Genomic DNA, 25,796 nt, shown 5'->3' on the forward strand with positions numbered 1-25,796 from the left:
GATCAGGGATTTCACCCGAGGTGGAGCCGCTGGTCCGGACGTAGCCTCGAAGACGTGAGCACTTTGCACCCGGCCCCGGAAGCTGACGAAGCCAAGCGTGTGCTGCCACCGAAACCGAAGGCAGCCGCGCTCGTCGCGCTCTCGTTCACCCTGCTGCTCTACCTGGTCGAGCTGGTGGACGTGCTCCTGCCCGGCGACCTGGACCAGGGCGGCATCCACTCGCGGGTGCTGTCCGGCCTGGACGGCGTGCTGTTCGCGCCGCTGCTGCACGCCGGCTGGTCGCACCTGTTCGCGAACACCGTGCCGGTGCTCGTGCTCTCCTTCCTCGCCATGGCCGCCGGGATCGGGCGGTTCGCCCTGGTCACGGCCATCATCTGGGTGGTGTCCGGGCTGGGGGTGTGGCTGATCGGGCCGGCGAACACGGTCACCGTCGGCGCGTCCGGGCTGGTCTTCGGCTGGCTCGCCTACCTGCTGGTGCGCGGCATCTTCAACCGCGCGGCCGGGCAGATCCTGGTCGCCGTCGTCCTGCTCGGCGTGTGGAGCGGCATGCTCGCCGGCCTGCTGCCGGGCAACCCCGGGGTCTCCTGGCAGGGACACGTCTTCGGCGCGCTGGCCGGCGTCCTCGCGGCGTGGCTGACCAGCCGCACCGGCAAGTCGCGCAAAGCCGTGCCCGCGGCCCCGGGTAACCTCGAAGGGTGACCTCTTCGCCCGCTGATGCCCCGATCGGCGTGTTCGATTCCGGCGTCGGCGGGCTGACGGTCGCGAGGGCGCTCCTCGAGCAGCTGCCCGCCGAGCAGCTCCGCTACGTCGGCGACACCGCGCACAACCCGTACGGCCCGCTCCCGATCGCCACCGCCCGCAGCTACGCGCTCGCGGCGCTCGACGAGATCGTCGAAAGCGGCGTGAAGGCGCTGGTCATCGCGTGCAACACGGCGTCTGCGGCCTGCCTGCGCGACGCGCGCGAGCGCTACGACGTGCCGGTGATCGAGGTCGTCCTGCCTGCCGCGCGCCGCGCCGTCGTGGCCACGCACACCGGCCGGGTCGGCGTGATCGGCACCGAAGGCACCGTGCGCTCGCGCGCCTACGAGGACGCGTTCGCCGCCGCGCCGGGCATCACGCTCACCAGCGTCGCCTGCCCGCGGTTCGTCGACTTCGTCGAGCGCGGCATCACCTCCGGCAGGCAGGTGCTCGGGCTCGCGCAGGGCTACCTGCAGCCGCTGCTCGACGCCGAAGTCGACACGCTCGTGCTCGGCTGCACGCACTACCCGCTCCTGCAGGGCGTGCTGCAGATCGTGATGGGCCAGGAAGTCACCCTGGTTTCCAGCGCCGACGAGACCGCGAAGGACGTCGTCCGCGTGCTCACCGAGCGGGACCTGCTGACGACCCGGGAGACGCCGCCGCGGCACGAGTTCCTGGCCACCGGCTCGGCCGAGCCGTTCACCCGGCTCGCCGCGCGGTTCATGGGGTTCGCCCCGGGTGTCCTCGCTCCCACCACCGCGTGATCAGGCGTTCGGGCGCTTAGGGTGGCGAAGTGCGACTGACCATCCTCGGGTGCTCCGGCAGCATCCCCGGGCCGAACACCGCCGCGTCCGGCTACCTGGTCGAGGCCGAAGGCTTCCTGCTCGGCCTCGAACTCGGCAACGGCACGCTGGCGCAGCTGCAGGCCGTGGCCGATCCGTTCGACCTGGACGCCCTGGTGCTCACGCACCTGCACCCCGACCACTGCGCCGACGTCAGCGCGCTCACCGTCCTGCGCCGCTACCACCCGGCGCCGCCGTACCCGGCACGCCCGCGCCTGCTGCCGCTGTACGCTCCGCACGACGCGCCGCTGCGGCTCGCGAACGCGTACGCGCCCAACGAGACCGAGCGGGCCGTCACCGACCTCACCGACGTCTACGACTTCCGCCCGCTGCGGCCGGAGCCGTTCCGCATCGGCCCGTTCGAGGTCGTCGCGGTCGAGGTCGACCACCCGACCCCGGCGTACGGCCTGCGCATCTCCTACGGCGGCCGGATCCTCGCCTTCACCGGCGACACCGGGCCGTGCGCGGCGCTGAACGAGCTCGCCGACGGCGTCGACCTGCTGCTCGCCGAGGCCTCGTGGACGGACTCGGCCGAGCGGCCGGCCGGCGTGCACCTGTCCGGGAAACAGGCCGGCGAACTGGCGCGCGACGCCGCCGTCGGGCGGCTGCTGCTGACGCACATCGCGCCGTGGACCGACGCGGGCGCGGTTCTCGCCGAGGCGTCGGCGGAGTTCCCGGGGGCCGAGGTCGTCAAGCAGGGTGCCGTCTACGACGTCTGAGCGGTGCGGTCCTAGAGTGCTCTCCGTGGCTCGAAAAGACGGCAGGAACGACGACCAGCTCCGTGACATCAAGATCACCCGGGGATTCCAGCAGTGGCCGGCGGGGTCGGTGCTGATCGAATTCGGCAACACGCGGGTGCTGTGCGCCGCGAGCGTCACCGAAGGCGTGCCGCGCTGGCGGGCCGGGTCGGGGCTCGGGTGGGTGACCGCCGAGTACGCGATGCTGCCGTCCGCCACCAACACGCGCGGTGACCGCGAATCGGTGAAGGGCCGGATCGGCGGGCGCACGCACGAGATCTCGCGGCTGATCGGCCGCTCGCTGCGCGCCTGCATCGACCTGGCCGCGCTGGGCGAGAACACGATCGTCATCGACTGCGACGTCATCCAGGCCGACGGCGGCACCCGCACGGCCGCGGTGACCGGCGGCTACGTCGCGCTGGCCGACGCGATCACCTGGCTGGGTGCGGCGAACCGGCTCAACGACCCGCAGCCGCTGTCGTCGTCGGTGGCCGCGGTGAGCGTCGGCGTGGTCGACGGCCGCGTGCGGCTCGACCTGCCGTACGAAGAGGACTCGCGCGCCGAGGTGGACATGAACGTCGTCGCCACCGACGCGGGCACGCTGATCGAGGTGCAGGGCACCGGCGAGGGCGCGACCTTCGCCCGGTCCACTTTGGACAAGATGCTGGACCTGGCGCAGGCCGGCTGCGAGGAGCTGACCCGGCTGCAGAACGAGGCGCTGGCGCTGCCGTACCCGGGCGAGCTGCCGGAGCCGCGCCCGGACAGGAAGAAGGGCTCGAAGTGACGAAGCTGCTTCTGGCCACGCGCAACGCGAAGAAGCTCGGCGAGCTGCGGCGAATCCTTGCCGCCGAAGGCATTTCCGGCATCGAGGTCCTCGGGCTCGCAGACGTCCCCTCGTTCCCGGAAGCGCCGGAGACCGCGCCGGACTTCGAGGGCAACGCGGTGGCGAAGGCGCGTGACGCCGTGGCGGCCTGTGGGCTGCCCGCCATCGCCGACGATTCGGGCATCGCGATCGACGCGCTGAACGGCATGCCGGGCGTGCTGTCGGCGCGCTGGTCGGGCCAGCACGGCGATGACGAGGCGAACCTGAACCTGGTGCTGGGCCAGCTCGGCGACGTCCCGGACGAGCGCCGCGGCGCCCAGTTCGTCTGCGCGGCGGCGCTGGTGCTGCCGTCCGGCGAGGAGACGGTGGTCCGCGGCGAGTGGCGCGGCACGATGGTCCGGGACCGGCGCGGTACCCACGGCTTCGGCTACGACCCGATCTTCCGGCCGGACGGCGAAACCCGGACGTCGGCGGAGCTGGAGCCGTCCGAAAAGGACGCCGTCTCGCACCGGGGCAGGGCGTTGCGGGCCCTGCTCCCGGCGCTGCGGGAGCTCGCGGAAGGCTGACGCCTCAGGAAGCCAGGCCGAGGTCGCGGATCAGCTTCGCCACGTGCCCGCTCGCGCGGACGTTGTACCAGGCGTTGGCGATCTTGCCGTCGGCGTCGACGACGAACGTCGACCGGATGACGCCCAGGTAGGTCTTCCCGTAGTTCTTCTTCTCACCGTACGCGCCCCAGGCTTCGATCACCTTCTTGTCCGGGTCGCCCACGAGCGGGAACGTCAGCTTCTCGTTCTCGACGAACTTGGCGAGTTTCGCCTGCGTGTCCGGCGAGACGCCGATGACCTGGTAGCCGGCGTCGTTCAGCTCGGCGAGGTTGTCGCGGAAGTCGCAGGCCTGCTTGGTACAGCCCGGCGTGCTCGCGGCCGGGTAGAAGTACACGACGACGGACTTGCCGCGGAAATCGCGCAGCGAGACGTCCTTGCCCTCGCTGTCGGGCAGGGTGAAGTCCGGGGCTTCGTCGCCCGGGGAAAGTCGCTCGGTCATGGCCCGAGCCTACTGCGCCTGGTGGTGCCGATCCGACGGCGATGTCAGGCCGGGCCGCAGTAGGTGACCGCGGCGGCCTCGGTCGCGCTCGGCCGGATCTGCAGCCGCAGCTGCGTCTGCTCCTGCGGCACCGCGAAGGCCAGCGTGACGTGCACCGAGCGGCCGGGCAGCACGTCCTTGCCCGCGTCGGCGATGCCGGTGAACCCCTGAGGCGTGTCCACGACCTGCTTGACCACGCTGCCCGCCGAGGTGGCGGTGACGGTGAGGCCGGAGAGCTTGTACGTCGTCGCGCCGTCGTTCGTCAGCTCGACGTCGAAGGCCGCGCCGCGCGGGGTGCGCGGGTACGCCGACGCGCTGGGCTGGAACGACTGGGGCGAGCCGACCGAGATGATGACGCCGCTGGCGAAGCGGTGGTCGGCGCCGAACTTGAGGTCGTTGCCCGCCTGCGCCGCGCTGGCGCCCGCCTGGCCGCCGCCCGCGCCGAGGGCCGCGGTGCCGCCCTGCGTCGAAGGGACCCCGCACGCCACCGCCAGGGAAAGCAGTCCTGTGGTGAAGATGATCTTGCACGTGCGCGCGAGCGCCATCGCGGGTACTCCAGTCGGCGGGTCGGGGGTGCCGTTCGGCATCGGTGTGCCGGGCGAACCCGCTCCACTCTGGCCGTGATCGCGCGTGGTTACGAGGCGCCACGAGGGGTTGTCGCGCACCTGGTGCCGCGCCGTGGCCAATCCGTGACCGGAACGGCACGGGTGGTGACAATCACCCCCGACATGCCACTTAAACCGCGAGCGCGAACAGCAGGATGAAGATCGCCACGCCGGCCACCCAGGAGGCCATCAACCAGCCGAAATCGCGGACGGGATCGACCGCGCGGCTCTCCTCGCCGGGCACGTAGACGCCGCGTTCCTCGAACCAGTCGGCCCAGCGGGTGAACCAGCTCAACGGGTTGCGCGACGACATGCTTCACCTCCGGGCACCGGCTTCCCCGTCACAGTACGGGTACGGCCGCGCACACCGGAAGCCGCGTGACCGCTCACCGCCCGTGACCGGACGTGCCACGGGCGAGTGGACGTCGATGGCGCTCGTGTAGATCGTCAGAGCACTCCGTTGCGCTGCAGGATCGAGACCGCGCGGACCGTCGCGTAGCCCCGCCACTCGAGCTCCGCCGCGGGCGAACAGCTCGCGAAGTCGACCCGCCAGCCGCCGTCGTCCTGCTGCTCGCCGGCGAGCCGCCGCAGCTCAGCGTCGATCACGGCGCCGGTGAACAACGCGCGGGCCGGGCGGTCCGGCAGCGGTGCGAAGTCCAGTGCGCGCAGGGTTTCCCCTTCCGCACCGCCGGCCACCGGGACCAGGCCGTCAGGGGAGACGAAGGCGGCCAGCCGGTCCAGCAGCGCCGCCGCCTCCGCGTGGAAGTCGTGCGCCGCGTCGACGACGCCCACCGCGAACGCCAGCGCGATCGCGTGCGGCGCTTCGCAAAGCTCGCGGATCTCGCGGAAGCAGTACTCCGTCGCCGCGGCGAGCCAGGGGTGTTCGCGCACCGCGCGGTCGTGGCGGGCGACGCGCAGGGCGACACCGGCGGCGAACGCCGTGCTCTGCAGCGCAGCCTGCTTCGGGTCGGCTTGGACCCAGAACGGGGCGCAGCCCGCCGGGTCGGCCACCGGCAGGGCGAACGGCAGGCCGCCGTCCGGCGTGGAAACCGAGGCGAGCCAGTCGCACAGGCGGGCCGCGTGCGGGGAGGTGGCCGGCGCGGCGTCTTCGAACACCTCGAGGGCGTGGAGCGCGCCGCCGGGCTGGCTCTCCGGCGCCCGCAGGTCGGGTTCGAGACCCCAGCCGTAGCCGCCGTCGGGATTGCGGTAGCCGTCGACGGCGGCCAGCACGGCGTCGGCGCCGATCTCGCCGCGGAGCAGCTCGAAACGGCGTCGGTCCAGGAGCCGGGCGTGCGTCGCCAGGAACGACGCCGCCGCGGAAAGGTTCACAGCCATGCCGTCAGCGTCGCACCGGCGCGGCTGCGGGTCTTGAACGGATCGGACCGCACGGCAGCTGCGGGCCCGCCGCGCCGCGTCCTGGCCGGGCGGGGCGCCGAACAGGCGGCGGTACTCGCGGTTGAACTGCGACGGGCTGTCCTAGCCGTCCAGGTGCGCGACGCCCGCGTTGGCCAGCAGCAGCGACCGCGCCTCCTGCAGGCGGATGCGCTTCCGGAACTGCAGCGGGCTCAGTGCCGTGATCGCGCGGAAGTGCCGGTGGAACGCGGACACGCTCAGCCCGCTCGGATTCGCCGGCTCCTCGACCCGCATCGGCTCGGCGTGGCGTGGCTGCGTTCCCGCCCGGGCACGGTGGTCCCGATCGTCGGTGAACCGTCCACTGTGTACCGCCGCTGCTGCAGAGCGACGTGCGCTACTGACCGCGGAACGTGCGCCGGTAGGTGTCCGGGGGCACGCCGACCGTGCGGTTGAAGTGCCTCCGCAACGTCGTCGCCGTGCCCATGCCGACCGCCGCCGCGATCGTGTCCACGCCCGCGTCCGTCTTCTCCAGCAGCTCCTGGGCACGGCGGATCCGCTGCGTCACCAGCCACTGCAACGGCGTCGTGCCCGTTGCCGCGTGGAAGTGGCGGGTCAGGTGGCGGGTGCTGACCTTCGCCTGCCGGGCCAGATCTTCCACGGTCAGCGGCCGGTCGAGGCGGGCAGTGATCCACGGGAGCAGCGCCGTCAGCGGGTGGTCGTCGCGGGCGGGGACCGGCGTCGTCACGTACTGGGCCTGGCCGCCCGCGCGGTGCGGGGGCACCACCAGCCGGCGGGCGACCGCGTTGGCCGCCGCCGGGCCGTGGTCGGCGCGGACCAGGTGCAGGCACAGGTCCATCGCCGCGGCCTTGCCCGCCGACGTCAGCACGCTGCCGTTGTCCACGTACAGCACGTCCGGGTCCACCGTCACCCGCGGGAACCGGGCCGCGAGGACGCCGGTGTGCGCCCAGTGCGTCGTCGCGCGGAGGCCGTCCAGCAGCCCGGCCGCGGCCAGCACGAACGCGCCCGTGCAGAGCGACGCCACCCGAGCGCCGGCCGCGTGCGCCGCCTGCACCGCCTCGACCAGGTCCGCCGGCGGATCCGCGTCGACGTCGGCCCAGCCGGGCACGATCACCGTCCCGGCGCGCGCGAGCCGGTCGAGGCCGTGGTCGGGGTCCAGGACGAAGCGGCCGACCCGCACCGGGCCGGAGCCGCAGACGGCGAAGGCGTACCGCGGGTCCTCGCCGAACACCTCGGACGCGATCGTCAGCTCGAAGGGCAGCATCCCGTCGGTGGCGGCGAGCGCGACAGCGTGCATGTCCGAAAGTGTACGCAGCACGTCGTTACGGACACTGTCGTCGGCGAACCGTCGTCGCCAGGATGGCTTCATGACTTCGGTACTCGTATACGGCGCCTACGGGCACACCGGCCGTTTCGTGGTGGCTGAGCTGCGCAGACGTGGCTTCGAACCCATCCTTTCCGGCCGTGACGCGGCCAAGCTGCGGGGCGGACGCCCGGCCTCGGTCGACGACCCGGCGTCGCTCGACCGCGCTTTCGACGGCGTCGCGGCCGTGATCAACTGCGCGGGCCCGTTCGCCGTGACGGCCCTCCCGGTGATCGAGGCGGCGGCGCGCGCGGGTGTCCCGTACGTGGACGTCGCCGCCGAGATCGAGGCCAACCTCGACACGTTCGCGCTGGACGTGGACACCGTGGTGGTGCCCGCGATGGCGTTCTTCGGCGGCCTGGGCGACCTGCTGGCGACGGCGGCGATGGGCGACCGGACGACGGCCGACGAGGTCCACGTCGCCTACGGCCTCAGCGGCTGGCACCCCACACCCGGGACCCTCGCGGCCGGCCGGGTGTCCCGGGAACGCCGTGGCAGCAAGCGCATCCGGTTCGCGGGCGGCCGGCTGGAGCACCGCGACGACGCCCTCCCGACGCTCGAGTGGACGTTCCCCGAGCCGCTCGGCACCCGGCCGGTGCTCGGCGAGTTCTCGATGGCCGACATCGTGACGATCCCGCGGCACCTGAACGTTCGCGACGTCACCAGCTACCTGACGGTCGACGCGGCGCAGGGCCTGGCGGCGGCCGGCGAGCGCGACTCAGCCGAGAGCTTCGTCGTCGACGTCGTCGTCCGTTTCGGCGGCGTGGAGCGCCGGGCCGTCGCCCGCGGGCAGGACATCTACGCGGTCAGCGCGCCGCTCGCCGTCGAAGCGGTGGCGCGGATCCTGAGTGGACGGACGAAGGCGAAGGGCGTCGCCGCGGCGGGGGAGATCTTCGACGCGCCGGACTTCCTGCGCGCGCTGGCGCCGCACGTCACGGTCGAGTTCAGCTGAGCGCGGTGGCGCGGTAGCCGCCCGGGGTCGTCGCGTACTCGCGCCGGAAGGCTTTGGCGAAGGCGAACGCCGACCCGTACCCGACGGCCGAAGCCACCTGCGCCAGCGGCTTGTCGGTGTCGCGCAGGAGCCGCGCGGCCGTCGTCATCCGCCAGCGGGTGAGGTACGTCAGCGGCGGCTCGCCCACCAGGGTGGTGAACCGCCGGGCGAACGCGGCCCGGGACAGCCCGGCCGCGGCGCCGAGCTGCTCGACGGTCCACGCCCGGGCCGGCTCGCCGTGGATCGCGGCCAGTGCGCGTGCCGTCACCGGGTCGGCGAGTGCGCCCGACCACCCGGGTGCCCCGGCCTTCTCGCCCAGCCACGCGCGGAGCATGTAGACCAGCAGGGCGTCGACCAGCGAGGGCGCCACCACGGCGGCTCCGGGCGGGTGTGCCGCGAGCTCGTCGCCGAGGAGCCGGACCATCGTGCGCAGCCCCGGGTGGTGTCCCGGCGCGGCGGGCAGGTGCATGACCTCGGGCAGGTCCCGCAGGAGCGGGTGCGGCCGGTGCCGCTGCAACCGGTACGCGCCGCAGAGGATCGTCGCGCGGGCGCCGGGCCCGGGGAGCGAGACGCGTCCGAAGGGCGTGGCCGGCGATGGGCGTGTGGGCCGGAAGTCGACGAGAGCCGTGCCGGGCGCGGATGTCATCGCGTGCGGGACACCGCGGCCGAGCAGGGCGACGTCCCCCTGGCCGAGCTCGACCGGCTCGAACGCCGGGCCCCCGGGCAGCGGGGTCAGCCAGGACGTGCCCGCCAGCACGACGTGGAAGGCGGCGCCGGTGGTGTGGTCGAAGCGCAGGCCCCACGGCGCGTGCGCCTCGGTGTGGGCGGCGACCGGCGTGCCGGCGCGCAGGGCCCCGAGCACATCCGCGAGCACGTCCATCGGCCCACCATAGCGAGACGCTGGGACAACACAACGCGCTTTTCAGCCATTCTCCGTCTCGTCGATCGTGCCTAACTTGAAGAGATGACGGTGTGGATCGAAGGTGCGACAGGCAAGGCCGGACGCCGCGTGGTGGACGCTCTGACGGCGGCGGGCCTGCCGGTCCGGGCGGCGAGCCGCCACCCCGGCGAACCGAACGGGTCCGTGACGCCGGTGCGGTTCGACTGGTACGACGAAACGACGTGGGCGCCGGCGCTCGGTGACGCCGACGCGGTGTTCCTCAAGGGACTCGACAGCGACGACCAGGCGGCCACGATCATCACGCGCTTCCTCGGCGCGGCACCGGCGGTGCGGCGCGTGGTGCTGATGTCCGCGGTGGGTGTCGACCGCACGTCGGACGACGCGCCGCGAAGGGCCGTCGAGCTGGCGGTGCAGAACTCCGGCAAGCGCTGGACAATCTTGCGGCCGAGCTGGTTCCTGCAGAACTTCGACGAGGACGAGTGGGTCTTCGCGAGGGCGCTGCGCGAGACGGGCGAGCTGTACGCGGGCAGCGGCGAGAGCCGGGCCGCGTTCACCGACACGCGCGACCTCGCAGGCGCCGCGGTCGCGGTCATGACCGAAGAAGGGCACGACGGCCGCGGCTACACGATCACGGGACCGGAGTCGCTGACGTTCGGCGAGGTGGCGGAGCTGCTGGCGAAGGTGTCGGGCCGCCCGATCGTCCACGTGGACGCAACCCCGGAGGAGCACCGAAAGCACTTCGAGGAGTCCGGTCGCCCCAAGGAGTGGGTGGACCACATGCTGCACCTGTTCAAGCTGGTCCGGGCGGGAGTATTCGCCCCGGTAACCCACGACTTCGAGCACCTGACAGGCAAGGCGCCCCGCACGCCACAGGCGTACGCGGAGGAAACCTGGCGGCCGACGAACCCAACGTGACCACGGCGGGGGTCCGGGGGCGAAGCCCGCCGGGCGGGGTCTGGGGGTTGCACCCCCAGAAGACACGCCGAAGCGAAGCTCAGTGCAGGCGCGAAGCGCCGAGTAGAAGCGGAACGTGGGCCCGGAGAGACTCGAACTCTCACTGGCATGGACCTAAACCATGTGCCTCTGCCAATTGGGCTACGGGCCCCAGCCAGTCGGAAGCGTAGCGTGCGGCGTGGCCCGTGCGGCGGCGGTGGGGCGGTCGACTAAGTTGGGGCCCGGAAGTCCCTGCGGCGAGGAGGACACGTGGCCCGCGATCCCGAGACGATCGAGCGTGAGATCGAGCAGGCGAGGACGGCCCTGGCCGCGACGCTCGACCAGCTGACCGTCAAGGCCGACCCGAAGAAGCTCGCGGAGTCGGCGAAGGACGGCGTGCGCGCCAAGCTGGACAATCCCAAGGTCAAGTACCCGCTGATCGGGGGCGGGATCCTCGTGCTCGTCCTGCTGGTGCGGAAGCTGCTCAAGTAGCGCTCAGGCGCGCGCCTCGGCGGCCTTCTCGGTTGCCGGGGGCTCGGCCGCCGCCGGCTTGCTCTCCTCGACCGCCTTGGGGAGCTGCTTGCCCGGCGGCAGCGCGGGCTTCTTTTCCGCCGGAGCCGGCGGGGCTGGGGCCACGACCGCGTCCGGGGCCTTCTCGGTGGTCTGCTGCTTCGGCACGCTGCCGGGCGGCGGGACCTCGAGCGGCGGCAGCTTCGGGAGCGTCAGCCGGGCGGTCATGTACGCGCTGGTGAAATCCAGCGCACTGCCGTTGAGCAGGTGCACGACGGTGGTCTTGCCCTCGCCGCCGAGTTCCTCCACCAGCTGGTCGGCCCGGTCGCGCGCGGCGATGATGCCGGGTGCGCGGGCGGTCAGCTCCTTGCCTTGGCCGCTGACCGTGATCGCCCAGTCGGCGTCCTCTTGGACGTACGTCGCCGTGATCGCTTCCACCATCTGCCTCACGCCCCTCTCCCTCACCACCATGCTTTACACAACCGTGACGCGGCTACCGCATTCCCATGACGCAGCTTTCGGGGAGATGCGGGACGCGCCCCCTCTCGGCCGTGAAAGTCCAGCACACTTTCTACCGTGTCTTGAGTACCGTAGAGCAACTCTGTGTCACACGACACGACAGCGCTGAGTAGCGACCAAATGGCCTAATGCACTTGCAAACTACCGTGCACGGTGCTGCAGGCCGCTCCACAGCACGTCCATGGCGTATTCGGTGGCGGTTTCCGGGCTCACTTCGTCGTGCCGCTCGCACCAGATCGCGAGCCGTTCGCAGGCGCCGACGACGAATTCCGCGGCCGCTTCGGCTCGAAGGTCGTCGCCGCTGTCGAAGTAGCCGCTCATCAGTGCGGCGATCAGGTCGGTCTGCTGGCGCCGGGTCTCCTCGACCTCGTCGGCGGCCGGGGTGCCGATCAACGCCATCTCGTGGCGCAGCAGCGACCACGCCTCGCGGCGCTCGCGGATGAAGACGAAGAACGCCAGCAGGCCGCGGCGCAGGGCTTCTTCGGCCGTGGCCGCGCCGACCGTGGCCTGCTCGGTGACCTCGCGCAGCACCGACCGCGACTCGCGGATGCACGCCAGCAGCAGGCCTTCCTTCGAGTTGAAGTACTCGTAGAGCATCGGCTTCGAGACGCCCACCAGCTCGGCGATCTCGTCCATGGACGCCGCCGCGTAGCCGCGCGCCGAAAACACCTGCTCGGCGACCTCGACCATCTGCCGCATCCGCTCGGCTCGGGGCATGCGCTTGCGCTTCGCGGTGGTCACGGGCGACACTCTACCGGTAGTAACCTACTCTGAGTAAGCTGGACGACGAGTAACAGGCAACCGGGAGGCGCGATGGGCAACCGCACGGAGACCGGGGTCGTCATCGTCGGGACCGGGTTCTCCGGTCTCGGCATGGCGATCCAGCTGCGCAAAGAGGGGCGGGACGACTTCGTCATCCTCGAAAAGGCGCACGACGTCGGCGGCACGTGGCGGGACAACAGCTACCCCGGGTGCGCCTGCGACATCCCGTCGCACATGTACTCGTTCTCCTTCGCGCAGAACCCGGGCTGGTCGCGGGCGTACTCGCCGCAGCCGGAGATCTGGCGCTACCTGCGCGAGGTCGCCGACCAGCACGACCTGCGGAAGTTCATCCGCTTCGGCCAGGAGATGACCGGCGCCCGCTGGGACGCCGACGAGAACCGCTGGCACGTCGCCACGAGGGGCGGCGACGAGTTCGCCGGGACCGCGCTGGTCGCCGGGGTCGGCGCGCTGCACCTGCCGATGATCCCGGACCTCCCCGGTATCGAGAGCTTCGGAGGCCCGGCCTACCACTCCGCCCGGTGGCGCCACGACGTCGACCTCAAGGGCAAGAAGGTCGCCGTCATCGGCACCGGCGCCAGCGCGGTCCAGTTCGTGCCGAAGATCGCGCCCGAGGTCGAAGAGCTGACGCTGTTCCAGCGCACGCCGCCGTGGATCATGCCGAAGGCCGACCACGAGATGTCCGGGCGCACGCGGGCGCTGTTCAAGGCGTTCCCGCCGGCCCAACGCGCCTACCGGAACGCGCTCTACTGGCTGCTCGAAGCGCGCGCCATCGGCTTCAACGGCCAGTCGTGGGTGATGAAGATCGGCCAGCGCCTGGCCAAGCGCACCATCGATGGCGCGATCAAGGACCCGGTGCTGCGGCACAAGGTCACCCCGGACTACACCATGGGCTGCAAGCGCGTGCTGATCTCCAACGACTACTACCCGGCGCTGGCGCGGGACAACGTCGACGTCGTCACCGACGGCGTGAAGGAGGTCCGGGCGCACAGCGTCGTGGACGCCGCGGGTGTCGAGCACGAGGCCGACGTGATCATCTACGGCACCGGCTTCCACGTCACCGACGCCTTCGACGACCTGGAGATCGTCGGCCGTGACGGGCGGAACCTCGGCAAGGAGTGGGCGACCGAGGGGATGCGGACGCACCTCGGGATCACCGTCGCCGGCTTCCCGAACCTGTTCTTCCTGCTCGGCCCGAACACCGGCCTCGGCCACAACTCCGTCGTGTTCATGATCGAGGCGCAGATCTCCTACGTCGCCGAGGCGCTGCGGCTGGCCCGCGGCAAGGCCATCGAGCCGAAGCCCGAGGTGCAGGAGCGGTTCAACACGCGGATCCAGCGCAAGCTGGCGAAGGGCATCTGGACGCGCGGGGGCTGCAAGAGCTGGTACCTGGACGCGAAGGGCGTCAACCGGACGATCTGGCCGGGCTTCACCTGGCGGTACTGGCTGGACACGCGGAAGGTGCGGCGCGAGGACTTCCTGGTCGGCTGACCGAGGGTCGTGAGTGGGAAACGGTGTTCTAACCCTGTTTCCCACTCACGACCGGGCGGGATCAGCGGGAGACGTAGCGGCGGAGGCGGGCGATCAGGTCGACGGTCGGCAGCCCGCACAGCTCGGCCATGCGCTCGAGCGCCGGCAGGTCGAGCGCGACCTCGGCGGCGCCGTGCTCGCCGCCCTGGCGCAGCCGGTCCTCGGCCCAGCGGCGCAACGGCAGCAGGTCGGCGGAGGCGTCGGCGACGACCTTGCGCAGGTCGACGCGGACCCGGCCCGGCTCGTCGACGAACACCCGGCGGTGCACCTTGGCCAGCAGGTCCTGGGGCAGCTCGTCCATCGCGACGCACAGCTCCACCAGGCGCACCACGGAACACTGTCTGGTGCCCAGTTCGTAGGTGGCCAGCGTCTGCAGCGAAATCTCGCTCTGCAGGTGCTGGTTCAGCTCCTTGCGCGTCCAGCCTCGGCTGCGCCTGAGCTTGCGGAGCTCGTCCCCGAGTATCCGCTGGTAGTCCTCGGCGTCGATCAGCACATCAATGTCCCCTACCGTGCTCTCCCGCGGCATCCGCACGGTGGTGACAAGTTTCCCGTGCAGGTGCACCCTCACGTGTATGTAAGTGCGCGGGAGCCCGGCCCTTACGCGGTTTCGGGCATGTCTTTGATACCGATTACGCGAGTTAGGCCTAACGGGTTAACGACAGGTAGCTGGGTGTGCAAATTGCAGTTTGCAGGCTTCGGAACCATCGATTGCGCCGCTGGTGAGGTGCCTGCCCTCAGTTGACGCAGGGGACGCCTTCGGCCGTGATCGGCTGGTCGTCGGCGGCCGGCGGCGGGGCGGGGGCCTGCGACGTCGCGCCGGAGGCGGCACCCGAACCGGTGCTCGCGTCGGTGGCCGGCCCCTGGTAGTCCGAGCCGAGGAACACCATCACGTGCCCGGCCGAGACGCTCTTGTCCTCCTGGATCGTCGGCGAGCCGCCGAGGGCGTCGGCGACCGCCTGGCCCTTGTCCTTGCCGCCCTTGGGCACCCAGATCACCGTCGTCTTGCGCGCGGTCGAGTTCGCCGTGTCGCCGGAGGTGAAGCCCTTGCTCTCGAGGGTCTTCGCGACGCTCGCGGCCAGCCCGGTCTTGCCGGAGGCGTTGCGGACGTCGACCGTGGTCGCCTTGTTCGCGGGGTCGGCCTGCTGCGCGGGCGGCGCCGTCTGGCCCGGCTGCGGCCCGGCGAGCCCCTGCACGAACTGCTTCACCTCGGCCGGGTCGACCTGGATGGCGACGCCGTCCTCGGGCGTCTTGTACTCGACGTTCTTCACCGGGATGGTGCGGAACTCGAGCTGCCCGCCGGTCAGGCCCTTCATCTGCTGGGCGAACCCGAAGATGTCCCAGTTCTGGTTGAGCACGACCGACTTCTTGATGGCGTCGATCAGGTCGTTGAGCTTGGCCGGGTTGGTCAGCGTGCCGGCCGAGAGCACCTTGCGCGCCATGCCGGCCATGAACACCTGCTGCCGGACGACCCGGTCGAGGTCGCCGTTGGGCAGGCCGTGGCGCTGCCGGACGAACTCGAGCGCCTGGACGCCGGAGATCGTGTGCTGGCCCTTGGTGAAGTCCGCGCCGGAGTACTCGTCCTTGACGTTGTTCTTCAGGCAGACGTCGACGCCGCCGATGGCCGTCGTGATGTCGCTGAAGCCGAGCAGGTTGACCGCGGCGTAGTTGTCGATGGTCGACCCGGTGAGCTTCTCGATGGTCTCGATCAGCTTCTTCGCGCCGGCCTGGTTGGCCTGGACGTCGAGCTGCTTCGGGTCCGTGACGCCCTGCTTCTGCAGGTCCTTGCGAGCCTGCAGCATCGCTCGGGCGTACGCGGAGTTGATCTTGTGCTTGCCGTAGCCGGGGATGTCGACGTAGGAGTCGCGCGGCAGCGACATCGCGACGGCCTTGCTGCCGTCGTTCGGGATGTGCACGAAGATCAGCGAGTCGGTGTTGAGCTCGCCGTTGGAGTCGCCGGCGCGCAGCTGGTCGAGCACCTCACGCGGCAGCGGGTTGCCTTGGGCGTCGGTGCGGCTGTCGAGACCGACGAGCAGGATGTCGCGGGCGCCGTCGGCGGGCTTGTCGCCCCCGCCGCCGTCGCTGATCACGTTCGCGTAGTTCAGCCCGTTGACCAGGCCCTGCATGGCGGCCCACGCGTACCCGGTCAGGCCCATCACCAGCAGCGACACGACGGTCAGCGCGATCTTCGCGCCGCGGAAGGAGTTGTGGCGGGCGCGCGGGGCCGGCCGCGGCTGGGGACGGCCCGGCGGCGGCGTGCGGCGCGCGTCCACCGGCTCGCGGCGGGGCGACGGGCGCCGCGGTGGTGGCGTGCGCCGGCCTGGCTCGTCCTGCCGGGGCCGGGCGGGGCGGCGGTCGCCTTGCCCGTTCCGAGGCGGGTGATCCACGCGGGCGACTCCTCACTGCTTCGATCGGCGGTCCTGGGCTTGGGACGCATGGTGCCCGCACCTGGTTGCCGTAGCGTTACACATCCCCTGGTCAATGTGGCACGCACCACCCAGTTTCCCGCATCCGCGTGGGTTACGCCTGGTCAGGACGTCGCATTTGCCGCTTCGCGGGCCGGCAGCAGGGTGCCGGCGGCCGCGAGCAGGGCGAACCCGGCGGTCGCCGCGTGCAGCGTGACGCCGAGGAGCTCGGACGTGCCGCCGCCGTCGGCGAACAGGAGCGAAGGTGCGCAGGCCAGCGCGGTTGCGAGCCAGGTGCCGGTCGCCGCGCCGGCGCCGAGCCGGATCGTGTGCAGCAGGAACACCCCGAGCAGCAGGTGCACCAGGCTCTGGATCGGGTCGAGCCGCAGGCCCAGCAGGTCGGCGTCGGCGGCCACCCCGCCGAAGCGGGTCAGCGCGAAGCCGAACACGCCGAGCGTCGCGTAGCCGATGCCGAACCCGGCCGCGGCCCTGGTCAGCAGCACCGACCGGCGGCCGGGGAGCTCGGCCGCGCGGGGCCGCCGGACGCCGTGTCCGTGCCGTTCGAACCACCAGAAGACCAGCGTCGCGGGCACCGCCAGCAGCCCGACGGCGACCAGCGTCCGCGGCCGGACCAGCCAGCTCAGCCCGTCGGCGATCCGGCCGGGGAGGTAGACGAGCGCGACCAGCAGCAGCATCCCGGCGAGGAACGCCAGGTAGAGGCTCATCGGCGCGCGCACCACAAACCGGCAGGCGGCGGTGACGCGCGGGTGATCGCCTAGACGCGCCAGCGGGTCGGCCAGCAGCCCCAGCACGCCGAGCTGGGCCAACCCGAGCAGCAGCACGCCCCACGGCGGCGCCGAGAACGCCGCCGGGGCGCCCGGACTGCCGAGCAGGACGGGTGGCCCGCCTCGCAGGACACTCGCCACGGCGAGGCCCGCGACCCCGGTCGCGGCGGCCAGGGCAAGCAGGCGTCGTGACGGGCGTACGCCGTCAGCGTGCGGGAAGGCGAGTTGCTGGGCGAGGAGCGCGAGGGCGAACGTCGCCGCGTAGCGCGGGAGCGGCGAGCCGGTCACGTCCGCGGCCAGCTCCCCGGCGACGACCAGCGCGAGCAGCCCGGCGGCCGCGGGCACGGGAGCCCGGCGGTGCAGCGCGAGCAGCGGCGGCGCGCAGACGATCGTCAGCAGGTAGACCCCGAGCAGCCACAACGGGTGCAGCGCGATGCGCATGACCGTCGCGTTCGTCCCCGCCGGGATGCCGAGCAGTTCGAGCGCCAACGGCGTCAGCAGCGCGACGACCGCGAAGATCAACGCCGGGCGCAGCAGCGGGCTGGAGCGCTCGGCCAGGTAGTGGCGGTAGCCGCCGCCCGCGTCCAGTTCGGCGCGCCAGCCGGCCGCGTTGGCGTGGCCGCCGGCGAAGTAGATCAGCGGGACGAGCTGGGTGAGCCACGTCAGCGGCCACAGCGCCGTTTCGGGGGCACCGGCCCAGTCCGCGAGCGCCGTCACCGACTCGCCGAGGAGCAGGAGGACGACCCCGCCCGCGCCGAGCAGCGCCCACCGGCTGACCGGCGCCGGGGCTGCCGCGGGCACCGGCACCCGCGGCTCACGGCGGGCACGCAGCCAGCCGCGCAGCCGGAACACCAGCAGGCAGCCGATCACGAGCACGCCGGCGACCATCGGGCCGATCGGGTCGCCGACCGGCGGGCCCCAGCGCTGGTGCCACGAGTTGACGACCAGGCCGGCCGAGTAGAGCGACGCGACGACCCGGCAGGTGCCCGCGGAGTTCATCGGGTTGAGGTCGCAGGCGTGGTGCATGTCGTGCGACAGCTGGTTGTCCAGCGCTTCGCGGACCTCCGGGCCGAGCGGGTGGCCCTTGCGATCGGCATAGCGCAGCAGGTCGTAGCCGAGGTCGTGGGCCTTGCACGGCACCGCGTAGTCCCACTTCGTGTTGTCGTCGCCCCACGGTGTCGAGCAGCCGCCGTCGACGTGGACGGCGCGGACCGTGCCGTCGCGGGCCGGCATCGCACCCGGGGTGACGCCGCTTAGCGCGGTGAAGTCCTTCGGCAGCAGCGCGAGCGCGTCGGGGTGCGGACCCGGGTGGACCAGCGCCTCGATCGCGTTCTGCGCGGCGAGCACGTCGCCGGTGGGCGGCCCCTGGTCCGGCGGGGCGGGCGGGCGCGAGGAGATCAGGCCGAAGCCGAAGACGACCAGCAGGACCAGCAGCAGCCAGCCGGACGTCGACCAGGGTCGGCGGACACGGGACGGCTCGGTCGGGACTGGCATGGTCCCAGGGTGCCAGCACCGTCACGGCGGCGACATGGGGACAGCCCCCAGGCCGGTGCTGCCCGATCGGGTGGCGCGCGGGTCTGCCCCTTCTTACGTTCCGCGCTCGCCCCGCCTCGGCGAGACTGGCCGTGGGGGTGCGGCGGACCAGGAGGGCGTGCGGTGGGCTCGACCGATCCCGGCGGCACGCGGCCCGCCGTGCCCGTGGCGGACATGGTGCGTGCGTTGCGCCGGCTCGCTCCGGGTGCGGCCCTGCGGCCGGTTTCTCCTCAGCTGGCCGTGCTGGCGTCCGCGCTGCGGCACCATTCGCCCGCGGAACTGGCCCTTCGTTGTCCTTCGACGGTCGTGCAGGTGGTGCTGGCCGCGCAGGTGCGCGCGCTCGACCGGGCGATGACGGGGTGGTTCGGCTCGGGCGTCCCGGAGGCGGCGCGGCTGGTCCGCGCGGCCCGGTTCAGCGGAAGGTGTCGGACGGGCGCGCTGCCGGCCCGGCTTCGCGCCGAGCCGGGACTGCGGGCGGCGGCGCTGGACTGGGCGGAGGCCGGCGGCGGGCGGCTCCTCGCGGACGAGCTGCGCGGAGTGCCGCTGGTCCCGGACGGCGAGGACGGCCGCCGGGCGGCGGAGCTGGTGGTGGCCGCGTTGCTGCCGCGGGCGGAAGTCGGCGCGGGGGATCGGGAGGTGCTGGTGCCGCGGATCACGGCGGTCCGGGACGGGACCGGGTTCCTCGAGGTCCGCTCGGTGCGCGTGGGCGAGCGCGGGTTCCGGGTCGACGTCCGGGCCGATCCACCGGTGGACTTCGTGCGCGAGAGCCTCGCCCTGCGCGCGCTGTGGTGGAACGGCCTCGGCCGGGTGACCGACGACCTCGGCCACGAGTACCTCGTCCTGCGCAAGGACCCGGACGGCACCGGGATCGTGCGTCACTGGTGCCACCCCCGCCCGGCGCCCGGGGCCCGGGTGCTGCGCCTGGAGTCGGCGGGTTACCGCGGCGAACTGCTCCGCCTCGACACGGCGGCGCCGGGGACGTCGGCCGAGGTGCTGGTGAAGCGGGAACTGACGGTCCGGCTGGGGTGTGAGCGGCTGGAGTAGGCCGGCGCGGGGCCACGCGGCGTGGATTCCGCAGCGGTCAGCCTGCTCTTGTTGGGAGCCCTGCCGGGGTGTCATGAGCGGCCGGTGCCGCTCGCACTCGGGAAGCGGACGGCTGCTCGCGGCTGAAGCGTGACAGGCCGGGCCCGGTGAACTCAGGCCTCGCTCGGAGCCGGAAGCCCGCCGCCCGGGGTGTCCGGGGCGAAGCAGACCTGGTCGCGGCCGTTCTCCTTCGCCAGGTACACCGCCGCGTCGGCCGACTGCAGCAACCGCTCCAGCGTGTCCCCGTGCCGCGGGTGGCGCGCCACCCCGATCGACGTGGTCCGGTCCGCGATCGTCGCCGGGTCGCCACGCTTGTCCGTCGTCACGATATGCAACTTGGCAATCGCAATCCGTATGCGCTCGGCCGCGTCCCAGGTGGACTCTTCGTCGATGTCCGGGAGCAGAATGAGGAATTCCTCACCCCCGAAACGGCCGACCAAGTCGCTCGGCCGAGTCACTTCGTCGAGGGTTTGCGCAACCGTGCGGAGGACGTCGTCGCCCGCCGGATGGCCATAGGTGTCGTTAATCCACTTGAAGTGGTCGAGATCGACCATCAGCAGCGCCAGTTGATCACCCGATCGGGCGGTCCGTTCCAGTGCCCGCTCGGCCGACTCCGACCAGCCGCGCATGTTGAGAATCCCGGTTTTCGGGTCGGTCCGGACGTCGTTCTGCAGCTGATCGAGTTCGGCGAGGCGATTGAAGACCACGGTGACCACAGCCATCACCGCCACCATCGGCGGCACGGCGGCGAGCAGGATCGCGGTCACCGCGCCCAGGCCGATGGTGATCGCCTCCAGGGTGTTGTCGGCGGGGCTGCCGAGCACGTTACGAACCGTGCGCCCGGCGGGGGATCCGAGCAGCAGGACCCCGCCCACGTACACGATCTGGATGGCTTCGTAGATGGCCCCGGTGAGCACGATCGTGCCGAACTCGCGGAGGAAGCCGCTCCAGTCCGGCGGCCCCAGCAGGTGCGGTCCGAGCGCCGTGTAGGTGACGTGCGCGAGCGTGGCCGCGAGGCCGTGCGTGATCGACGAGAAAATGAAGTTGTGGGCCGGCCGGCGCGCGATGAACCAGTGCTGCAACCGGATGACCGCGATGACGAACAGAATGAGCGGCACCGGCAGGATCATCGCCGCGGAAAACGTCCAGACGGCGGTGAGGTCGATCAGCACCGTTTTCGTCCGGTTCCGCCGTCGTTCTTCCTGACGCTGCGTCAGCTGAATGTGCACGGTGGCACCCGCCGCCAGAATCGCGAAATTGATCCAGTCGTTTCCGGACGGAATCGGCGAGCGCGCGAACGCGACGACGAGAATCGCGACCGCCACGGCTTCGGCCGCGAGCATGAACGCGACCTGCACCGGCCGGCGGCGCCACAGCGCCCAGTTGCGCGGCCGGTAGGCGTGGCCGGTGCGGACGGTCGCGACCGGACCACCGGTCGTGGCCGGTGACCCGTCCGTGGTCACGCCCTGTTCCGCCGCGGTTCCCCGCTGCGCCGGCGCCGGTCCGCCCCGCTCGCCCGGGTCGCCGTCCGGTCCTGGATGCAATTGGTCACCTCCTTTCCAGCCTAGTCGCCGCCTTGAGTAATCTCATCGGTACCTGGCAGAGTGTTCACGCATTCCGCGGCCGGGTACCATCCCACAGCAACGGACCTGCCAAGGCCCCGGCGGAACTGCCGGGAACGCGGCGCAAAAGGTTCTGCGAGACTCTTCCCGCACGGAGGTGGCCCCCATGAGCAACCGCGACTTCTGAACCACCCGCGAATTGTCGCCCGCGACGCCCGCGAATGCCATTCATGATCTTGCTCGCCCAGCGTCACAGAGAACGGGGAGGTGGCACCCGATGGCCAACCGTGACTTCTGATCCGTCCCGCCCGGGAGACGTCGTTCCCCGCTCATGACGGCCGTGGCCCCGGCTCCGCCCCGCCGACCCGGCGCCAGGACAGCGCGACCGGGACGGCCAGCAGCAGCCCCACCGCCCCCGCGAGCGCGATCGCCGCGTTCGCGGAACCGGCCCACTGGGCCACCAGCCCGCCGATGCCGACGCCCACGCCCTGGGCCACCCGCAGCCCCGTCCGGTAGAGCCCGCCGGCGCTGCCCCGGATGTCGTTGGGCACCCACGTGATGAACGTGGCCGACACCGTGATCACGTACGCGCCCGTCGCGCCGGCCAGCGCGAGCAGGACCAGCGCGACCGCCAGGTTCGGCCGCAGCGCGAACGCCGCCAGCGCGGCCAGCGGCAGCGCGGCCAGCACCCCCAGCAGCCGGCGCCGGTGCTCCGTCGAGACGAACCGCGACAGCAGGAACGCCCCGACGACGAAGCCCAGCGGATCGGCCGCCAGCAGCCAGCCCACCGCCTCGTCGCCCGCGCCCAGCTGTGCGGCGAGCGGCGCGGCGAGGCCCTCCGGGATCACCGCGAGGCCGACGAGCCAGGACAGGTAGAGCAGCACGCGGAGCCGTTCGTCGCCGAAAACCTGCCGGACGGCGCCGAACCAGGGGGCGCCGTCGTCCCCCGCGGCCGGTCGCCGCAGCACCGCCAGCCGCACGGCGACGGCCGCGACCAGGAACGTCAGCGCGTCGATCGCCAGCGCCCACGACGTGCCGATGCCGGTCACCAGCAGGCCGCCGGCGGCGAGGCCGGCCAGCATCGCGGCGTTGTTCGTGATGCCGCGCAGGTCCTGGCTCTGCAGGTAGACGTCGTCGTCGGTGAAGATCTCGCGGCCGAGCGCGTTCTGCGCCGCGTTGCCCGGCGCGTTCGCCAGCCGGGCGAAGACGAACAGGACGAACAGCCAGCCCATCGGCGTCCCGGGCACGGCCATCAGCCCGATCAGCACGGCCTGCGCCAGTGAGCCGGTCACCAGCACCGCCCGCCGCGGGAACCGGTCCGCGAGCTGGGACAACCCGAGCCCGCCCGCCAGCGCGGGCAGGAACGTCAGCGAGTAGACGACGGCCGAGAGCAGCGGCGACCCGGTCCGGTCGAAGACCAGGATGGCCAGCGCGACGATGGTGAGCTGGTCGCCGAGCATCGACTGCGTCTCGGCGAACCAGAGCGCGCGGAACTCGCGGTTGGCCAGGACGGCCCGGAGCCGCGGTGTCGCGCGCGTCGTCACCTCGTCACCACCGCCCCCGATCGAGTGAATATGGGCCGTCCGCATTGTGCCTCGCCAGTGACGACCCCATCCGGGGGAGTCACGGCTGACCACCCGGAGGCACTGACAGTATGCCGCCGGTTACGCGCCGGTGTCCCCGGAACGCGCATCCCCGCGCCGATCGGGTTACCCCGCCGCCGAGGGGCCGGGATTGGCCGTGACCGGCGCGCGGGTACCTCCGGGCTGATCGAACCGGATTCGCTCGGCGCAGGGCGACGGCCGCTCGTCGTCGCGGCGATGCCCCGTTGGTCCGGATGGGCCAAGACTGGACGCAGAGCCGGCCCGGGGTGGACGGACCGCGCCGCCGCCGGCGCGCAAAGCGGGGAGATGACGATGGACGGGTTGATGCAGGGCAAGGCGGTCGTGGTGACCGGCGCCGGCCGGGGCCTTGGCGAGGCGTTCGCGGTGCACGTCGCGCGCGCGGGCGGGTCGGTGGTCGTCAACGACATCGACGTGGAGCTGGCCGAGCGCACGGCGGAGAACATCCGCGCGCACGGCGGCCGCGCCGTGGCCAGCGGGCACAGCGTGGCCGAGGCCGGGGAGGCGCAGGAGATCGTCGACCTGTGCGTCAAGGAGTTCGGCGGGATCGACGGGCTGGTCAACAACGCCGGCCTGAACTACGAGGCGCTGCCCTGGGAGGACGACGCCGAGCAGGCGCGTGAGCTCGTCCAGGTCAACGTGATGGGCGTGGTGAACACCGGCCTGGCCGCGATCAAGGCGATGGTCGGCGCCGGCACCGGCGGCTCGATCGTCAACATCTCTTCGGGAGCTTCGCTCGGGCAGCGCAAGCTCGGCGTGTATGCGGCGAGCAAGGGCGCGGTCGCGTCACTGACCTACTCCTGGGCGCTCGACCTCGAGGACGCCGGGATCCGCGTCAACGCCGTCTGCCCGCTCGCGCACACGCGGATGGTGTGGAAGTCCGAACGCTCGCTGCGCGCCTGCCCGCCGGACCGGACGCCGTCGCGGATCGCGCCGGTCGTGCTGTTCCTGCTCGGCGACGGCTCGCACGGCATCACCGGCCAGATGATCCGGTGCAACGGCCCGCAGCTGCACGTCATGGGCCAGCCGTTCCTCAAGCAGCCGATCCTCGAGCGCCCGGTGTGGGACACCGAGACCGTGCAGAAGGCGTTCGACGAGGTCTTTTCCGCCCACCTGGAGAACTACGGCCTGGAGAAGCGCGTCCCGCCGCGGCTGCGCAAGTGGACGGAGACGACCTCGCCCCGGACCGCCTAGGAACCTGCCGCGGGCTCCGGGTCCCGGGCCGCCGCGTACAGCGCTTCGATGTCGGTCGAGTAGCGGTCGTTGATGACCCGGCGCTTGAGCTTGAGCGTCGGGGTCAGCTCGCCGGATTCGGGCGTCCACGTCTTCGGCAGCACGTGGTAGCGCTTGATCTGCTCGATCCGGGCCAGCCTGCTGTTGGCCGACTCGACCGCGCGCTCCAGCTCGGCCCGCACGGCCGGGTGGTCGGCGAGCTCGTCCGGCGACGCCTCGACGCCGTTCGCCGCGGCCCAGCCGGGCGCGATCTCGTCGTCGAGCACGATCAGCGCGGTCACGTACGGCCGGTCGTCGCCGATCGCGACCGCCTGGCCGATCAGCGGGTGCTCCTTGAGCAGGCCCTCGATCCGCGTCGGCGCGATGTTCTTGCCGCTCGAGGTGATGATCAGTTCCTTCTTGCGGTCGGTGATCGTCACGAAGCCGTCTTCGTCGATCGTGCCGATGTCGCCGGTCGCGTACCAGCCGTCGGCGTCGGTGGCGTCCTGGATCGTCCCGTCCTCCTGCAGGTAGCCGAGGAAGACGATCGGGCCGCGCACCAGCAGCTCGCCGTCTTCGGCGACCTTCACCTCGATGTCGGCGAGCGGCTTGCCGACGGTGCCCGCGCGGAACGCCTCGCCGGAGTTCGACGTCGCCGCGCCGGTCGTCTCCGACAGGCCCCAGACCTCGCAGATCTCGATGCCGAGGCCGGCCAGGAAGTAGATGATCTCCACCGGCAGGGCGGCCGCGCCGCTGGAGGCGACCAGCACCTTGTCGAGCCCGAGCAGTGCGCGGATCGGGGCGAGCGCGGCCTCGTCGGTCTGCTTGATCTTCTCGGCCAGTTCTTCGGGCACGGGCTGCCCGGCGCTGCGCAGCTTGTAGCCCTGCTGCAGCAGTTCGTTCGCCTGCAGCAACGCCGTGCGCCGGTCCTCGGGCACGCCGCCGAGCATGTTCTTCAGCCCGGCGACCATCTTCTCCCAGACGCGCGGGACGCCGAAGAAGCTCTCCGGGTGCACCTGGCCGAGCGCGCCGACGACGCCGGACGGGTCGGCGAGCGTGTGCACGTGGCCCGCCCACACGATGGGCAGGTAGATCGACAGCTCGCGCTCGGCGATGTGCGCGAGCGGCAGGTACGCGATGTTCGTCGCGTGCATCGGCGGGTGGTGCAGTTCCGTCACCGCGTACGCCTGGTGGATCGCGTTGCGGTGCGAAAGCACGACGCCCTTGGGGTCGCCGGTGGTGCCGGAGGTGTAGATCATCGACAGCGGGTCGTCCGGCTTGATCTCCTGCCAGGAAGCTTCGAACGAGCCCGGGTCGGCGGCAAGCGCTTCCCGGCCCTGCTCCCGCAACGTGGCGAAGGAGCGGAAGCGGTCGTCGCCCGCCGGGATCGCGGTCTCGTCCATGACGACGATGTGGCGCAGCGCCGGGAGCTCGGCGAGCACTGGCAGCCAACGCGTCAGCTCGTTCTCCCCGCCGAGCACCACGACCGGCGCCGCGCTGTGCCGCGCGACGAACCGGATCTGGTCCGGGCTGAGCGTGGCGTAGGCGGTGCACGGGATCGCGGACAGGTGCGTCGCGGCGAGGTCGGCGACCATGTGGTCCGGGCAGCCGGGCGCCATGATCAGCATGCGGTCGCCCTTGGCGAGCCCCAGCCCGGCGAGGCCGCGGGACACCTCCGCGATCGCGGTGCGGAACTCCAGCCAGCTGAGCGTCGGCTTGCCTTCGAGGTCGAGCGAGGTGATCGCCGGCAGGTCCGGGTACTCGGCCGCGTTGCGCTGCAGCAGCCGCGGGATCGTCAGGCCTTCGGTCTGCTCGGCGACGGACGGGGTGGTCAACGCTGGCCTCCTCGGTGCTGAAGATGGCCACACTGT

At 72.0% G+C, this 25,796-nt stretch carries 26 protein-coding genes and 1 tRNA gene; 11 read left to right on the forward strand and 16 right to left on the reverse strand.

The features are described from left to right. The first annotated feature begins 54 nt into the window (after window positions 1-54). Genes OG738_RS19490 through rdgB form a run of 5 tightly spaced genes read left to right on the forward strand, consistent with a single transcriptional unit; the run spans window position 55 to window position 3,706 of the window. Window positions 55-699: a rhomboid family intramembrane serine protease gene (locus OG738_RS19490; protein ID WP_329055795.1), complete on the forward strand. Its 645-nt coding sequence runs from the start codon at window positions 55-57 to the stop codon at window positions 697-699. After that, entirely contained in the window at window positions 696-1,502 is an 807-nt protein-coding gene (gene murI, locus OG738_RS19495) for a glutamate racemase (RefSeq protein WP_329055797.1), read from the forward strand. Before OG738_RS19490 ends, murI begins: the two co-directional genes overlap by 4 nt. A 29-nt stretch (window positions 1,503-1,531) precedes the next feature. Then, window positions 1,532-2,299 (forward strand): MBL fold metallo-hydrolase, encoded by a 768-nt coding sequence (locus tag OG738_RS19500; protein WP_329055798.1) that lies wholly within the window; start codon window positions 1,532-1,534, stop codon window positions 2,297-2,299. A 25-nt stretch (window positions 2,300-2,324) separates the two neighbouring features. Beyond that, the gene (gene rph / locus OG738_RS19505; RefSeq protein WP_329055800.1) at window positions 2,325-3,101 is read left to right on the forward strand and encodes a ribonuclease PH; all 777 of its coding nucleotides are present in this window, start codon (window positions 2,325-2,327) and stop codon (window positions 3,099-3,101) included. Then, the gene (gene rdgB, locus OG738_RS19510) at window positions 3,098-3,706 is read left to right on the forward strand and encodes an RdgB/HAM1 family non-canonical purine NTP pyrophosphatase (RefSeq protein ID WP_329055802.1); all 609 of its coding nucleotides are present in this window, start codon (window positions 3,098-3,100) and stop codon (window positions 3,704-3,706) included. Before rph ends, rdgB begins: the two co-directional genes overlap by 4 nt. Window positions 3,707-3,710: 4 nt before the next feature. On the opposite strand, the gene bcp is transcribed toward rdgB, so the two are convergent. The 6 genes from bcp to OG738_RS19540 form a co-directional block, all read right to left on the reverse strand. After that, window positions 3,711-4,184, reverse strand: a complete 474-nt coding sequence (bcp, locus tag OG738_RS19515; RefSeq protein ID WP_329055803.1) for a thioredoxin-dependent thiol peroxidase — start codon at window positions 4,182-4,184, stop codon at window positions 3,711-3,713. A 44-nt stretch (window positions 4,185-4,228) separates the two neighbouring features. Next, complete coding sequence (locus tag OG738_RS19520; RefSeq protein WP_329055805.1) at window positions 4,229-4,768, reverse strand: hypothetical protein; 540 nt, start codon at window positions 4,766-4,768, stop codon at window positions 4,229-4,231. Window positions 4,769-4,958: 190 nt separating this feature from the next. Continuing rightward, window positions 4,959-5,141, reverse strand: coding sequence for a hypothetical protein (locus OG738_RS19525; RefSeq protein WP_329055806.1), 183 nt, complete (start codon window positions 5,139-5,141; stop codon window positions 4,959-4,961). Window positions 5,142-5,275: 134 nt separating this feature from the next. Then, on the reverse strand, window positions 5,276-6,163 hold the full coding sequence (locus tag OG738_RS19530; RefSeq protein ID WP_329055807.1) for a hypothetical protein: 888 nt from the start codon (window positions 6,161-6,163) through the stop codon (window positions 5,276-5,278). Window positions 6,164-6,304: 141 nt separating this feature from the next. Then, on the reverse strand, window positions 6,305-6,475 hold the full coding sequence (locus OG738_RS19535) for a helix-turn-helix domain-containing protein (protein WP_329055809.1): 171 nt from the start codon (window positions 6,473-6,475) through the stop codon (window positions 6,305-6,307). 100 nt (window positions 6,476-6,575) lie between these two features. Further along, window positions 6,576-7,496, reverse strand: a complete 921-nt coding sequence (locus tag OG738_RS19540) for a helix-turn-helix domain-containing protein (RefSeq protein WP_329055811.1) — start codon at window positions 7,494-7,496, stop codon at window positions 6,576-6,578. A gap of 70 nt (window positions 7,497-7,566) precedes the next feature. Here OG738_RS19540 and OG738_RS19545 point away from each other — a divergent pair, with 70 nt between their 5' ends. Next, window positions 7,567-8,514, forward strand: coding sequence for a saccharopine dehydrogenase NADP-binding domain-containing protein (locus OG738_RS19545; RefSeq protein WP_329055813.1), 948 nt, complete (start codon window positions 7,567-7,569; stop codon window positions 8,512-8,514). On the opposite strand, the gene OG738_RS19550 is transcribed toward OG738_RS19545, so the two are convergent. After that, window positions 8,507-9,433 carry an AraC family transcriptional regulator gene (locus OG738_RS19550; RefSeq protein ID WP_329055814.1) on the reverse strand — a complete coding sequence of 309 codons (927 nt, stop codon included), beginning with the start codon at window positions 9,431-9,433 and terminating at the stop codon, window positions 8,507-8,509. The genes OG738_RS19545 and OG738_RS19550 overlap by 8 nt on opposite strands. Before the next feature lie 84 nt (window positions 9,434-9,517). Here OG738_RS19550 and OG738_RS19555 point away from each other — a divergent pair, with 84 nt between their 5' ends. Next, complete coding sequence (locus OG738_RS19555; protein WP_329055816.1) at window positions 9,518-10,369, forward strand: NAD(P)H-binding protein; 852 nt, start codon at window positions 9,518-9,520, stop codon at window positions 10,367-10,369. Between the two features lie 116 nt (window positions 10,370-10,485). Here the strand turns inward: OG738_RS19555 and OG738_RS19560 are convergent. After that, window positions 10,486-10,559, reverse strand: a tRNA-Leu gene (locus tag OG738_RS19560). A 98-nt stretch (window positions 10,560-10,657) separates the two neighbouring features. Between OG738_RS19560 and OG738_RS19565 the strand changes: the two genes are divergently transcribed. Then, window positions 10,658-10,879, forward strand: coding sequence for a DUF3618 domain-containing protein (locus OG738_RS19565; RefSeq protein ID WP_329055818.1), 222 nt, complete (start codon window positions 10,658-10,660; stop codon window positions 10,877-10,879). A gap of 3 nt (window positions 10,880-10,882) precedes the next feature. On the opposite strand, the gene OG738_RS19570 is transcribed toward OG738_RS19565, so the two are convergent. Continuing rightward, on the reverse strand, window positions 10,883-11,338 hold the full coding sequence (locus OG738_RS19570; RefSeq protein WP_329056760.1) for a hypothetical protein: 456 nt from the start codon (window positions 11,336-11,338) through the stop codon (window positions 10,883-10,885). 219 nt (window positions 11,339-11,557) lie between these two features. Beyond that, the gene (locus OG738_RS19575; protein ID WP_329055819.1) at window positions 11,558-12,157 is read right to left on the reverse strand and encodes a TetR/AcrR family transcriptional regulator; all 600 of its coding nucleotides are present in this window, start codon (window positions 12,155-12,157) and stop codon (window positions 11,558-11,560) included. 72 nt (window positions 12,158-12,229) lie between these two features. On the opposite strand from OG738_RS19575, the gene OG738_RS19580 reads away from it, so the two are divergent. Further along, the gene (locus OG738_RS19580) at window positions 12,230-13,687 is read left to right on the forward strand and encodes a flavin-containing monooxygenase (RefSeq protein WP_329055821.1); all 1,458 of its coding nucleotides are present in this window, start codon (window positions 12,230-12,232) and stop codon (window positions 13,685-13,687) included. Window positions 13,688-13,748: 61 nt separating this feature from the next. Here OG738_RS19580 and OG738_RS19585 read toward each other — a convergent pair whose 3' ends face one another. From OG738_RS19585 to OG738_RS19595, 3 genes are all read right to left on the reverse strand, one after another. Further along, window positions 13,749-14,219 (reverse strand): helix-turn-helix domain-containing protein, encoded by a 471-nt coding sequence (locus tag OG738_RS19585; RefSeq protein ID WP_329055823.1) that lies wholly within the window; start codon window positions 14,217-14,219, stop codon window positions 13,749-13,751. A gap of 241 nt (window positions 14,220-14,460) precedes the next feature. Beyond that, window positions 14,461-16,110 carry an LCP family protein gene (locus OG738_RS19590; RefSeq protein ID WP_329055825.1) on the reverse strand — a complete coding sequence of 550 codons (1,650 nt, stop codon included), beginning with the start codon at window positions 16,108-16,110 and terminating at the stop codon, window positions 14,461-14,463. A gap of 143 nt (window positions 16,111-16,253) precedes the next feature. Next, a complete protein-coding gene (locus tag OG738_RS19595; RefSeq protein WP_329055827.1) occupies window positions 16,254-18,407 on the reverse strand; it encodes a phospholipase A2 in 2,154 nt (717 codons plus the stop codon). Between the two features lie 162 nt (window positions 18,408-18,569). Between OG738_RS19595 and OG738_RS19600 the strand changes: the two genes are divergently transcribed. Continuing rightward, complete coding sequence (locus OG738_RS19600) at window positions 18,570-19,490, forward strand: hypothetical protein (protein WP_329055828.1); 921 nt, start codon at window positions 18,570-18,572, stop codon at window positions 19,488-19,490. Window positions 19,491-19,642: 152 nt separating this feature from the next. On the opposite strand, the gene OG738_RS19605 is transcribed toward OG738_RS19600, so the two are convergent. Further along, the gene (locus tag OG738_RS19605) at window positions 19,643-21,073 is read right to left on the reverse strand and encodes a sensor domain-containing diguanylate cyclase (protein ID WP_329055829.1); all 1,431 of its coding nucleotides are present in this window, start codon (window positions 21,071-21,073) and stop codon (window positions 19,643-19,645) included. A 347-nt stretch (window positions 21,074-21,420) separates the two neighbouring features. Then, window positions 21,421-22,635: an MFS transporter gene (locus OG738_RS19610; RefSeq protein ID WP_329055830.1), complete on the reverse strand. Its 1,215-nt coding sequence runs from the start codon at window positions 22,633-22,635 to the stop codon at window positions 21,421-21,423. 372 nt (window positions 22,636-23,007) lie between these two features. Here OG738_RS19610 and OG738_RS19615 point away from each other — a divergent pair, with 372 nt between their 5' ends. Next, a complete protein-coding gene (locus OG738_RS19615) occupies window positions 23,008-23,907 on the forward strand; it encodes an SDR family NAD(P)-dependent oxidoreductase (protein WP_329055832.1) in 900 nt (299 codons plus the stop codon). Here the strand turns inward: OG738_RS19615 and OG738_RS19620 are convergent. Beyond that, complete coding sequence (locus OG738_RS19620) at window positions 23,904-25,760, reverse strand: AMP-dependent synthetase/ligase (RefSeq protein ID WP_329055834.1); 1,857 nt, start codon at window positions 25,758-25,760, stop codon at window positions 23,904-23,906. The two genes, OG738_RS19615 and OG738_RS19620, sit on opposite strands and share 4 nt — an antisense overlap. Between the last annotated feature and the right edge of the window lie 36 nt (window positions 25,761-25,796).

This window comes from Amycolatopsis sp. NBC_01488, from assembly GCF_036227105.1.
GTDB lineage: Bacteria > Actinomycetota > Actinomycetes > Mycobacteriales > Pseudonocardiaceae > Amycolatopsis.

Bases quoted from the DNA above. Each gene is read 5' to 3' on its own strand.
- bcp (WP_329055803.1), bottom strand. From the start codon at position 4,184: ATGACCGAGCGACTTTCCCCGGGCGACGAAGCCCCGGACTTCACCCTG.
- OG738_RS19520 (WP_329055805.1), bottom strand. From the start codon at position 4,768: ATGGCGCTCGCGCGCACGTGCAAGATCATCTTCACCACAGGACTGCTT.
- OG738_RS19525 (WP_329055806.1), bottom strand. From the start codon at position 5,141: ATGTCGTCGCGCAACCCGTTGAGCTGGTTCACCCGCTGGGCCGACTGG.
- OG738_RS19530 (WP_329055807.1), bottom strand. From the start codon at position 6,163: ATGGCTGTGAACCTTTCCGCGGCGGCGTCGTTCCTGGCGACGCACGCC.
- OG738_RS19535 (WP_329055809.1), bottom strand. From the start codon at position 6,475: ATGCGGGTCGAGGAGCCGGCGAATCCGAGCGGGCTGAGCGTGTCCGCG.
- OG738_RS19540 (WP_329055811.1), bottom strand. From the start codon at position 7,496: ATGCACGCTGTCGCGCTCGCCGCCACCGACGGGATGCTGCCCTTCGAG.
- OG738_RS19545 (WP_329055813.1), top strand. From the start codon at position 7,567: ATGACTTCGGTACTCGTATACGGCGCCTACGGGCACACCGGCCGTTTC.
- OG738_RS19550 (WP_329055814.1), bottom strand. From the start codon at position 9,433: ATGGACGTGCTCGCGGATGTGCTCGGGGCCCTGCGCGCCGGCACGCCG.
- OG738_RS19555 (WP_329055816.1), top strand. From the start codon at position 9,518: ATGACGGTGTGGATCGAAGGTGCGACAGGCAAGGCCGGACGCCGCGTG.
- OG738_RS19570 (WP_329056760.1), bottom strand. From the start codon at position 11,338: ATGGTGGAAGCGATCACGGCGACGTACGTCCAAGAGGACGCCGACTGG.
- OG738_RS19580 (WP_329055821.1), top strand. From the start codon at position 12,230: ATGGGCAACCGCACGGAGACCGGGGTCGTCATCGTCGGGACCGGGTTC.
- OG738_RS19595 (WP_329055827.1), bottom strand. From the start codon at position 18,407: ATGCCAGTCCCGACCGAGCCGTCCCGTGTCCGCCGACCCTGGTCGACG.
- OG738_RS19615 (WP_329055832.1), top strand. From the start codon at position 23,008: ATGGACGGGTTGATGCAGGGCAAGGCGGTCGTGGTGACCGGCGCCGGC.